We start from the raw sequence: 11,181 nt of genomic DNA, 5'->3' as shown, positions 1-11,181 counted from the left end.
AGACCATAGCGCTGGAGACGATGCTCAAGTTCCCGACCGTCCATTGCTGGGTAGTTCTGCCGGAGCCAATCCCTAGCTTGTCCTTGCAAGTAAGCGGCTAGAAAGGCAGCTTTTTGATCAGGTGTGGTCAGCAGGTCAGCATTGGCACGGGCGATCGCCTCTGGCGCGTACTGAATTGCACCCTCACCAGAGTAAAATTGCTTCCGTACTGCATCGATACATTCCTGCTCTGTTGGTTGGTGATGAAAGACACGAGTATGGTTTGCCATCCGCAGCGCATCCCGTTCCGGATCAATGCGCCAATTACCATCAGCATCCTGTTGCCACAGGTTATCTTTGGCTGTTGCCCCCAACTGATCATGGCTATCGAACTGGCGCATTCCAGCACTCCGCCGAATGTTACCAGCCACGATCGTCACCGCTGCCTCATCAATCAGCAAACAGCACTCTACCGAGGTCAATTGCCGTCCCACCGCTTTGTTGAGAATGGCAGCACAGCGATTGTACAGTCCTGATAGTTTCACGGGGTTAGCCACACCCCCAAAGCCCTTCAGGGGTTCCCCTGCTGATCGCACATCACTCACGTCTACTATCACATGCACATCCCCTGTAAACCGCTCATCCGTAGACAGCTCCAGCAAGGTCTGGTAAGACGTAACCCAACCCTGACGACTATCACCAACCATCATCCGCACTTGATTGCCATGAATTTGAATCTCGGTTTGTTCCCGACGTTGAGGAGCTGGTGTAGAGCCAATTTCACCCTGGACAGTCACCACAAGTCGATTGCGAATAGCAGGCAATTGGCTGATGTATTTTGGTTCCAAGACGGCACCCGTACCGCAGCCCATCATGGCTAAATCCATCATCAAACCAAAAGCCCGCCAATCTACGACGTTGGTGCTAGTGCAGTTATAGGCACCGGAAAAGTTCTCTGGTTTTTCCATCCAAGCGGTGCCCCCTACCCAGAGCCAGCGCCCAGCCGGAAGCGCCTTCAAAGACTGCTGCATCCGCTGAATTAAGGCGGTTTCTGCGGGTGTGAATTTGCCTAGCGTTGCTAGACCAGCCGTGACTCGATCGCACACCTGCTGCCAGCTCTCTCGCTGATTGCCGACCCGACGGCTGTAGGTACGGAAAAACACAGGGTTTGCTACTGGGGCGCTAGCTGGAAAGGGGTCGCTGGGGATTGTTGGGGATGGCAGGTCAGTCTGAAGGGCTGTTGTGCGAGCATCCTGACCGACACGGGGCGATCGTGCAAGTTCTTGAACCATAGGATGACTACCAGGTATGGGACACGAGCTTGAATAGTAACACTACATCCAGGGTAGCGAACCATTTTTTTGCGATCGTTGTTTTCCGTGATTTCGTTATCTTTTTGCAATTGTTGATGCCTCAACTAGAGGTCAGGCTATCTTGCCTCAGTAATTCCATTGGCGGGAAATTGGTACTAGGCGATGTCCCTAAGCAAGACAGCGCGATCTTTCAGCATGACATTTAGTTATAGTTACGCTAGGTTAAAATTGCTAAGTTTCACTAGATTGAGGAATCACATCCATGACAGCGACCACGGTTCGGTTGAAGCATGAAATCAAAGACATCTCTCTAGCCCCTTTGGGACGACAGCGCATTGAGTGGGCAGGTCGGGAAATGCCTGTTCTGCGTCAGATTCGCGATCGCTTTGCCAAGGAAAAACCTCTGGATGGAATCCGCTTAGTTGCCTGCTGCCATGTCACTACCGAAACAGCCAACTTGGCGATCGCCCTAAAAGCCGCTGGAGCAGATGCCGTGCTGATCGCTAGCAATCCTCTTTCTACCCAAGATGATGTTGCTGCCTGTTTAGTTGAAGACTATGACATTGGCGTATTCGCGATCAAGGGTGAGGACAACGAAACCTACCATCGCCATGTGCAAATTGCCCTTGATCATCGTCCTAATATCATCATCGACGATGGCAGTGATGTCGTGGCTACCCTGGTTCAGCAGCGTAAGCACCAAATTGCTGACCTGATTGGTACTACCGAAGAAACTACTACGGGGATTGTACGCCTGCGGGCCATGTTTGCTGACGGGGTGTTGACCTTCCCTGCTATGAACGTGAATGATGCAGATACCAAGCACTTCTTTGACAACCGCTATGGCACCGGCCAATCTACCCTAGATGGCATCATTCGGGCAACGAATATCCTGTTAGCAGGCAAAACCATCGTGGTCTGTGGTTATGGCTGGTGTGGCAAAGGTACTGCTATGCGGGCGCGTGGCCTGGGTGGCAATGTGATTGTAACCGAGATAGATCCAGTACGTGCCATTGAGGCGGTTATGGATGGTTTCCGGGTGATGCCCATGGCTGAGGCTGCTCCCTTGGGCGATCTATTCATTACTGTTACGGGTAATAAGCACGTCATTCGAGGTGAACACTTCGATGTGATGAAAGATGGCGCGATCGTCTGCAACTCTGGTCACTTTGACATTGAGATTGACCTGAAGGCACTGGCTAGTAAGGCTAGAGACATCAAAACCGTGCGTCCGTTTACCCAAGAATATCGTCTCAGTAACGGTAGGTCGGTGATTGTACTGGGCGAGGGACGCTTGATTAACCTAGCAGCGGCTGAAGGTCATCCTAGTGCAGTGATGGATATGAGCTTTGCTAACCAAGCTTTGGCCTGCGAATATCTGGTAAAAAATAAAGGCACTCTAGAACCTGGTATTCACTCGATTCCCCCAGAAGTTGACCAAGAAATTGCTCGCCTTAAGTTACAGGCCATGGGCATTGCGATCGACACCCTGACTCCAGAGCAGGTAGAATACATGAACTCTTGGACAATGGGCACCTAGGCAATTTCCCCTTTGTGCTAGCCTAAACTACAGGGCCTAGGTAAGCTGAGTATTGTGTCAAATATTCACCGCTTGAGCAAGACTACTGCTACGCTTGTTCAAGCGGTTTCTGCTATCGATGACTAGGGAGATGTTGTATGTTTGGCTTAGGGTGGACTGAGGTGGTCATTATTCTCATCGTTGCTGTCGTCATTTTTGGGCCTAAGAAAATTCCTGAATTAGGTAGTGCCTTAGGCAAAACCCTACGCGGATTCAAGCAAGAGCTAAACGAGCCGACAGACGAAATTACAGAATCCACTGATGAACCGAACGATCGCTCAGCTTAGCACTTGAATTCAGTCTCGGCTGACACTCTCATGCTTGAGCTAGTGTTGTAGCAGCACGATTTTTCAGTGCATTCTTAGGGTCTTCCCAGAAGAGATGCAGGTTCAGCGCTGTTCATAATACTGTTCGTAATTAAGAGTAGTCTATTCACAGGATCACTCCCATGAGACTTCATCAGTTAGCCGCGAGCGTTGCCGCTGTCATGTTAGCTACAGGCACGATCCCTAGCTGCACACAACCTCCTGCACTAGAAGCATCACCTCCCGTTGTCTCTAGTCCTGCTGCTAGTCCCAATACCACCTAGGCTAGTTCTCCTACGGCTGAAAACAAAAGGGATAACGCTAGCATGTTGAAGTTGGGCAGATTTTTTACGGCTGAGCATCTAAGGCTGAGCATCTGACTAGTGGGTAGTGCCCGCATTGTGGTTGAGAATGGCAAGCACTTTTTAGAGTTCGATCGCGTTAGAGTTCGATCGCACCTTCCGCACTGACTCAAGCCCCGATTCTCCACGTGGGGTTGCATAAAGCATCTGACATTTTGGCAACCACCAAACCCCCGCTTACCCCATCAACGAGGGGAATTACATCAACCTAAGGCGGCTCCAGCAAACAACAGGCTCACAGCGCTATGCAATTCCAGATACTGCCAGCCTTGACTACTTTAATTCAACCGCCGTTTGATGCCGACAGTTTCATCGACCTTTGGTGTAGCTAGTCTTAAGTAGTTGGTTATAAGTAGTTAGTTACCTACCCGCCAGTAGCCCAAGGGTAATTTAGCCTCAAGGCAACCTATCGGAAGTATAGCAACTGTAGATCTGTTGAACGCCCGAATTATCGGTATGCAACGTTAGGCGCAATGACATGACAATTAATCCCAGCCCTCGATCGTACTTGTGGCTAAAGCTGATAGGCTTGGCATGTGTTGTTGCTGTGCTAATCGTAGCGATCAAGGTGTTAGATTTACAAGCCCTATTTCAGACAATGTTGGCTTGGGTAGAGGGTTTGGGAGCCTGGGGGCCGATCGCCTTCATTGCTATTTACAGCATGGCCACTATTATGTTTGTTCCTGGCTCGCTATTGACCCTAGGCGGTGGCATTCTGTTTGGTGTAGTGTGGGGTTCAGTATATGTCTTCATTGCTGCTACAACAGGGGCAACATTGGCGTTTCTCATCAGTCGTTATCTAGTTCGTGATTGGGTTGCCAAACAAATTGCGGGCAATGTTAAATTTGCAGCGATCGACCAAGCTATTGCCCGTGAAGGCTTTAAAGTTGTCGTGCTGACTCGGCTCTCCCCACTATTCCCCTTCAGTCTTCTCAACTATGCCTTCGGCATTACCAACGTATCCCTTAGCGACTATGTGTTGGGATCCATTAGCATGATTCCAGGTACTTTTCTGTATGTCTACATTGGCTCACTCTTGGGAGATTTAGCCACGCTAGGCACTGCCATAAATTTGTCTCCAGCGGCTGAGCGTTTACGAATTGTTTTAAACAGTGTTGGGGTTATAGCTACAATCGCTGTAACGCTCTATGTAACTAGCATTGCCCGATCAGCCTTGCAACAGGCTATAGCAGTAGACACATCATTATCGACAGATGAGCCTAAATTGAATGGAGGCGATGAGCCATGATGCCTGCTCAGGAGATTAATATTCCGCCCATGGATGACTATAACCAGCGCCTGGTCGAGCATCTGCATCCAGCAACTTGGATTAACCCAACACCAGTCGATCGCTATGACTTAGTAGTGATTGGAGCTGGCCCTGCTGGTCTAGTGGCGGCTGCGGGTGCGGCTGGTTTGGGAGCAAAGGTTGCCCTGGTAGAAAAGCATCTGATGGGTGGCGATTGCTTAAATGTGGGATGTATACCCTCCAAGTGTGTGATTAGTTCAGCACGGGTGATGGGATACATTAATCGTGCTAGGGACTATGGGATTCATGTCCACGATGCTAGAGTGGATTTTCCAGCAGTCATGGCCCGGATGCGTCGTCTGCGGTCAAGCATTAGTCATCACGACTCAGTACAGCGCTTTCAGCACAAACTGGGTGTAGATGTGTTTTTAGGAACAGGACAATTCATTAATCGCAATGCTGTGCAGGTGAGTGACCAAACACTGCGGTTTCGGAAAGCAGTGATTGCCACTGGAGCGCGCCCTGCTGACCCTAAAATCCCAGGCTTAGCTGATATTAACTACCTAACCAACGAAACTGTGTTTAATCTCACAGAGCGTCCAGGGCGACTAGCCGTAATTGGGGCGGGGCCGATCGGGTGCGAAATGGCCCAAGCCTTCCGACGCTTAGGCTGCGAGGTCACCTTGTTTCATAAGCACGGTCATATCCTAGACCGAGAAGATGCCGATGCTGCTGAAATTGTGCAGCAACAGTTCTGCAAAGATGGCATCAAGTTAGTGCTAAGTGGTCGGTTTCATCGGGTTGAGCGCAGTCACCATGCCATCACCCTCCACTATGAAGCAGCAGGCCAAGTGACCAGCACCGTAGTGGATCAAGTGCTGGTGTCAGTAGGCCGCGCCCCCAACATAGAAGACCTGAACCTAGAAGCTGCTGGTGTAGACTACACCGCGCAGCGAGGTATTTGGGTGAATGATTATCTGCAAACCAGCAATCCCCACATTTACGCTGCTGGCGATTGTTGTATGGACTGGAAGTTTACCCATGCTGCCGATGCTGCTGCTCGTATCGTTATCAAAAATGCCCTATTTTCTCCCTTTCGTTGGGGACGCTACCGCCTCAGTAACATTGTCATGCCATGGGTGACCTACACGGATCCGGAAATTGCCCATGTGGGACTGTCAGAAACTCAAGCTCAGGTCAGAGGGATTTCTGTTCAAACCTTCAAGATTCCTTTTGACAGCCTTGATCGGGCTGTATGTGATGATGAAACTGCAGGGTTTGCCAAAATCCATGTACGCAAGGGCACTGACAAAATATTGGGTGCTACGATCGTGGCTAGCCATGCTGGGAATATGATTAACGAAATCACCTTTGCCATGGTGCATGACCTAGGGTTAGGAAAAATCTCTAGTGTTATCCACCCCTACCCCACTCAAGCTGAGGCCATTCGTAAAGCAGCCGATGCCTATCGCCGCACTCTGCTGACCCCTCGTTCAACAGCATTGCTCAAATTTTTAATGCAGCTACCTAGCTAAAATCCGCAGTCTAAGGGCTACCTAAAAAGTCTACTCAAATAGTCGAAAATAGGGATATCGCACAGGTGTTCCAGGTTCTTTGTCAATGTCAAAGTTAATCACATCCCAACGGACATCAGTATCAGATTCGGCACTAAATTCAACAGGCAAGCCATATAGCCGTAAACTTGACGATTCACTTTGGGCACGCCAAGGTGTATTACGTTCCAGATAGGCACTTACTAACTCTCGGTAGCGACGGGCAATAATAACTTTAGTAGCGCGATAGCCTTGGGTGTAGAGCCGATCAAGGGCTTCATGAATTTCAAACCGAATACCATCGGGATGCGTGTGCTGACGATACCATTCATCATTCCACAGCCGCCAGTGACGACCAGACTGGAGATGTACCAACTCGCCTGTTTTCGGATCAGCCTCAAAAGCCCCGTGGCGCTGGCAAAGATAGGTGTCAGTCAGCGTCAGTGCCGGAATAGTCTGCCGACAGTGGGGACACTGAATTTCAGGGCCAAAAATCGGATACTGTAAGCCAAGACTCATTGGTTGAAGCATCGTCCAAGAATGGCAACAACGCTAATCATAGTGCTTTTACAGTGATTATTATAGCCATGGGAGGCGAGGAATTGGGTTGCCCCCACCAGAGGAGATTTTCTGGCAGACGAAACCTTACCAAAATGTGGCCGCTTGTTTGAATTGAGCATTCAATGGGATGGATCGCGCTGTATAGTAAGGTCTACTAGCATCAATGGCTGCTAGGGAAGATGTTGCCCGTGAAGAACGTGTAAGGAGTTGTCATGAGCTATAGGATGGATCGTCGCGCTTACGCAGAAACCTATGGCCCTACGGTGGGCGATCGCCTCCGCTTGGCCGACACTGAGTTGATTATCGAGGTTGAGCAAGACTACACCACCTATGGCGACGAGGTTAAGTTTGGTGGGGGCAAGGTAATTCGAGATGGCATGGGACAATCGCCGATAGCTAATGCCGATGGTGCCGTGGATTTGGTAATCACTAATGCCCTAATCGTAGACTGGTGGGGTATCGTCAAGGCAGATGTGGGGATTAAAGACGGCAAGATTTACAAGATTGGCAAAGCAGGCAACCCTTATATCCAAGACAATGTGGACATTATCATTGGCCCTGGTACTGAAGCGTTGGCTGGGGAGGGCATGATTCTAACGGCTGGGGGAATTGACTCTCACATTCACTTTATCTGTCCCCAGCAGATTGAAACGGCGATCGCTGCTGGCATTACCACCATGATCGGCGGCGGCACTGGCCCTGCCACAGGTACCAATGCCACTACCTGCACCCCAGGCCCTTGGAATATGTATCGAATGTTACAGGCTGCTGATGCCTTTCCAATGAATTTAGGCTTTTTGGGCAAGGGCAACAGTGCCCAACCGCAAGGACTAGTGGAACAGGTGAGAGCAGGGGCAATTGGCCTGAAACTTCACGAGGACTGGGGCACCACACCAGCGGCGATCGACACCTGTCTCTCCGTTGCCGATGAGTTTGACGTGCAAGTCGCTATCCACACCGATACCCTGAACGAAGCTGGCTTTGTGGAAGATACGATTGCAGCCTTTAAAGGACGAGCCATTCATACATACCACACTGAAGGTGCAGGGGGTGGTCATGCCCCTGACATTATCAAAGTCTGCGGTCAGGCTAATGTGCTGCCATCATCTACGAATCCCACTCGTCCTTACACCCTTAACACCCTAGATGAACACCTAGATATGCTGATGGTGTGTCATCACCTTTCCCCCAGCATTCCTGAAGATGTGGCCTTTGCTGAGTCCCGGATTCGACGAGAGACGATCGCTGCCGAAGATATCCTTCACGACCTAGGAGCCTTTAGCATGATCTCTTCCGATTCCCAAGCCATGGGTCGCATTGGTGAAGTGATTATTCGCACTTGGCAAACAGCACATAAGATGAAGGTGCAGCGTGGTTGGCTTGCAGGCGGCACTGGAGAGGTAGATAGCGTTGATCGCAATGATAATTACCGCGTCAAACGCTATGTTGCTAAATACACTATTAACCCAGCTATTACCCACGGCATTGCCCAACACGTCGGCTCTGTAGAAGTGGGCAAGCTAGCCGATCTCTGCCTGTGGCGACCTGCCTTCTTTGGCGTGAAACCAGAAATCGTTCTTAAGAGTGGTTTCATTGCCTGGGCACAGATGGGAGATGCCAATGCCAGCATTCCCACCCCTCAACCTGTGCATATGCGCCCAATGTTTGGTAGCTTTGGCGGGGCGATCGCCACCACGTCCCTTACCTTTCTTTCCCAAGCTGGAATGGCAGCAGGTATTCCCCAACAACTTGGCCTGCAAAAAACCACTGTTGCCGTTAGTGGCACCCGTAACCTCACTAAGCGTGACCTGAAGTTAAACGATGCTCTACCTCACATGGAAGTAGACCCAGAAACCTACGAAGTGCGAGCCGATGGCGAACTGCTCACCTGTGAACCTGCTACCGTACTACCAATGGCACAGCGATATTTTCTGTTTTAGTCTGATAGCTCAAATCAGCAGTGGTCAATAACCTCAACTGTCTCAATATCTACTGGTCAGGTTTACGGTCTGCTTTCCAATCTGCTTTCCAAGCATTATCAGCACTGGTTGGCTCAATTTTGCCCATAAGGCCGTCAGGGCGCTTATGGAAGGCTCAGTTCCTATCTGTTTGCTATCCGTTCGCTCGCAGGGCTTTGCCCTGGATTAAGGGGCTAGATACAAAGTTGAGTAACAGAGATTTGTCCCGATAAGCAGACTTCAACATCCGCACCAGGATCGCGCTGCCGATCGCCATACTTGCCATTGTAGTGAAAGCCTTGCTCATCCTGGTAATAGCTCACAGGCAATGGTTGCCGACAGAGGGGACAGTCTACGATCGCAGGCATAGGATCCCCTGGCTGTAAATGGGGCAAATTCACATTCCAAAAGGTTTTAGGGGACAGTGGTCGCGCTAGTAATTGGGTAAGGACATGCTGGGTAAGGCGGGTCGCTAGTTCCCAGTCAATTTCCCGTCTGCCTTGGCGATAGTGGGAAATTGCAATAGCAGGAATTTGGTGCAGGGCAGCTTCTCTGACAGCCGCTATGGTTCCAGAGATGTAAATATCAGCCCCCAGATTGCCACCAGCATTAATGCCAGCAATTACAAGTTTGACATCGGGGCAAAGATGACTGAGGGCAAGGCGAGTACAGTCAGCCGGTGTGCCCCCAATCGCATAGGCAACGTCCGATCGCCGATGCACTGCAATCGGCTGGCGAGTTGTTACTTGGTGTCCACAGCCAGACATCTCTTCCACGGGCGCAACTGTGATGATGGTTGATGAGTGCTGACCAAGTGTCATAAAGCCCATTGATGGAGCCACCATCTTCACTGCTTGGAAGAGTGCAGCCAGTCCAAGGGCATCAATACCGTCATCATTGGTGAGGACGATCGTCATAGCTTGATGTTGAAATCGCGACTTTGGCGAGTTAGGTTCTCGGTCATCTTAGCCAACTGATCAAGCTGAGCCTTAAACTCTGTGGCTAGCTTTTTCGCAGCCAACTTCTTCTGAATGGCTGCCCTAGCCAAATCATCTCTACCCTTTTGCAGTGCTTGCATTGCTACCGCGCTCCAAGCGTCATAATCATGACGGGCAAGGTCATATTTGGGGAGCAAGTCATCCCAAGCTGTCTTAATCGTTGTTAGCGCTTCCTGCAAGGCTGTTGGCAAGGTTGTATCTTTCTCTTTCTGGAGAGCCGTGAAGACTGCACTTCCCAACTCATCGATATTAAAATTAGGTAACCTAGACACAAAGTTCTCTACTTGCGCACTGCGACTAACACCAGTCTTACACCACGTGGCAAAATGTTCGCAGTTATTCGTTAACAAATTATATTCCTGTTCTCCTAGACGACTCTCTGCCCGACGCACGGTTACGTCTGGAATGTAGGAAACTTTATAGGTCTTGACATATATTGGCCGACCATCTGTAAACTCCTCTAGCGATGTTCGGGTAACCGTCTCTGTGCCCTTGCGATAGTGGATTACAGTACCATCTCCACAATCAATACCGTGGTGTTCATACAAGCCCTCCATATTCATAAAATCACGTAGGGTATAGATTTGGTCACCTCTGGCCATTGTGAGTGTATTCCTTGTTTTAGGTTTGCTGATTTCAATCGGTAATGGTTTCTACTAGAAATGCTGCTAGCGAACTGGATTCAATGTCACTTAACAGTCGTGTATGCACAATATCAAACTTGGCACCAGCCACCCGCAGGTCATCATCGAGAACTGTCAAAAATCCTCTGGCAAGCGCGTCATCTCCGATTTGAATGAACCCAATTCCCAGTTCTTCATCAACATCCATACGCTGAGTAGCATTAACGATCGTCTTCACGATCGCTCGCCGATCTTGAGGTTCACCATCGGTAACCACTAACACAATTTCTCCATTTACTTTAGTTCGCTTAGCAGTCTTACGCTCAAAGTAATCATCAAGAGCCATCTGCAATACAGTGTTTAAGTTCAAGCTATCCAGCGGAATGTTTTCGGCAAAGACCTGATCGAGTTCATGGCTGCGCAAATGGTCGTACCGTTGAAATAGCTCGGAGTTTCCCGAACTCGCTGGATTGATGTATACTGTAATACCATCCCCATCAAAACCTTCACACTGCTTAGCCAACGCTACAATTGCATCCTGAGCTGACAACCAACGTCTAGTAATAACAGGCAGGTTTTCTGCGGCTGCTCGTTTGCTCTTAGCCACAATGAAAGTATAGTCTCGATCTCTCAGCAGAACATTAGACATAGGTACCGCCATAGTTGAAATAACGAGGTTAAGCATGACTACGCCTAACCTC

At 49.7% G+C, this 11,181-nt stretch carries 11 protein-coding genes; 6 read left to right on the top strand and 5 right to left on the bottom strand.

Annotation, left to right across the window (positions count from 1 at the left end):
* The coding region (locus NZ772_06010; protein MCS6813113.1) for a ribonucleoside-triphosphate reductase, adenosylcobalamin-dependent at window positions 1-1,271 on the bottom strand (1,271 nt) is incomplete at its 3' end.
* A gap of 283 nt (window positions 1,272-1,554) precedes the next feature.
* On the opposite strand from NZ772_06010, the gene ahcY reads away from it, so the two are divergent.
* The 5 genes from ahcY to NZ772_05985 all read left to right on the top strand — a co-directional run bounded on the left by ahcY (window position 1,555) and on the right by NZ772_05985 (window position 6,322).
* Window positions 1,555-2,832, top strand: a complete 1,278-nt coding sequence (ahcY, locus tag NZ772_06005; GenBank protein MCS6813112.1) for an adenosylhomocysteinase — start codon at window positions 1,555-1,557, stop codon at window positions 2,830-2,832.
* A gap of 137 nt (window positions 2,833-2,969) precedes the next feature.
* The gene (tatA, locus tag NZ772_06000) at window positions 2,970-3,158 is read left to right on the top strand and encodes a twin-arginine translocase TatA/TatE family subunit (GenBank protein ID MCS6813111.1); all 189 of its coding nucleotides are present in this window, start codon (window positions 2,970-2,972) and stop codon (window positions 3,156-3,158) included.
* A 161-nt stretch (window positions 3,159-3,319) separates the two neighbouring features.
* The gene (locus NZ772_05995; GenBank protein MCS6813110.1) at window positions 3,320-3,460 is read left to right on the top strand and encodes a hypothetical protein; all 141 of its coding nucleotides are present in this window, start codon (window positions 3,320-3,322) and stop codon (window positions 3,458-3,460) included.
* Between the two features lie 556 nt (window positions 3,461-4,016).
* Window positions 4,017-4,787, top strand: coding sequence for a TVP38/TMEM64 family protein (locus tag NZ772_05990; protein MCS6813109.1), 771 nt, complete (start codon window positions 4,017-4,019; stop codon window positions 4,785-4,787).
* The gene (locus tag NZ772_05985; GenBank protein MCS6813108.1) at window positions 4,784-6,322 is read left to right on the top strand and encodes a mercuric reductase; all 1,539 of its coding nucleotides are present in this window, start codon (window positions 4,784-4,786) and stop codon (window positions 6,320-6,322) included. The genes NZ772_05990 and NZ772_05985 overlap by 4 nt, the downstream gene beginning before the upstream one ends.
* Before the next feature lie 30 nt (window positions 6,323-6,352).
* Here the strand turns inward: NZ772_05985 and NZ772_05980 are convergent, their stop codons facing one another.
* Entirely contained in the window at window positions 6,353-6,859 is a 507-nt protein-coding gene (locus NZ772_05980) for a TIGR02652 family protein (protein ID MCS6813107.1), read from the bottom strand.
* A gap of 254 nt (window positions 6,860-7,113) precedes the next feature.
* Between NZ772_05980 and ureC the strand changes: the two genes are divergently transcribed.
* A complete protein-coding gene (gene ureC / locus NZ772_05975) occupies window positions 7,114-8,841 on the top strand; it encodes an urease subunit alpha (protein MCS6813106.1) in 1,728 nt (575 codons plus the stop codon).
* A gap of 212 nt (window positions 8,842-9,053) precedes the next feature.
* On the opposite strand, the gene surE is transcribed toward ureC, so the two are convergent.
* The 3 genes from surE to NZ772_05960 are packed head-to-tail and all read right to left on the bottom strand — an operon-like array spanning window position 9,054 to window position 11,129.
* Entirely contained in the window at window positions 9,054-9,776 is a 723-nt protein-coding gene (gene surE / locus NZ772_05970) for a 5'/3'-nucleotidase SurE (protein MCS6813105.1), read from the bottom strand.
* Window positions 9,773-10,459, bottom strand: a complete 687-nt coding sequence (locus NZ772_05965; GenBank protein ID MCS6813104.1) for a lecithin retinol acyltransferase family protein — start codon at window positions 10,457-10,459, stop codon at window positions 9,773-9,775. The genes surE and NZ772_05965 overlap by 4 nt, the downstream gene beginning before the upstream one ends.
* A 34-nt stretch (window positions 10,460-10,493) precedes the next feature.
* Window positions 10,494-11,129, bottom strand: a complete 636-nt coding sequence (locus NZ772_05960) for a hypothetical protein (GenBank protein MCS6813103.1) — start codon at window positions 11,127-11,129, stop codon at window positions 10,494-10,496.
* Window positions 11,130-11,181: the final 52 nt, after the last annotated feature.

This window comes from Cyanobacteriota bacterium, assembly GCA_025054735.1.
In the GTDB taxonomy this organism is placed as follows: domain Bacteria; phylum Cyanobacteriota; class Cyanobacteriia; order SKYG9; family SKYG9; genus SKYG9.
The sequence above is the reverse complement of the archived record's forward strand: the minus strand, read 5'-3'. Positions and strand labels throughout refer to the sequence as shown.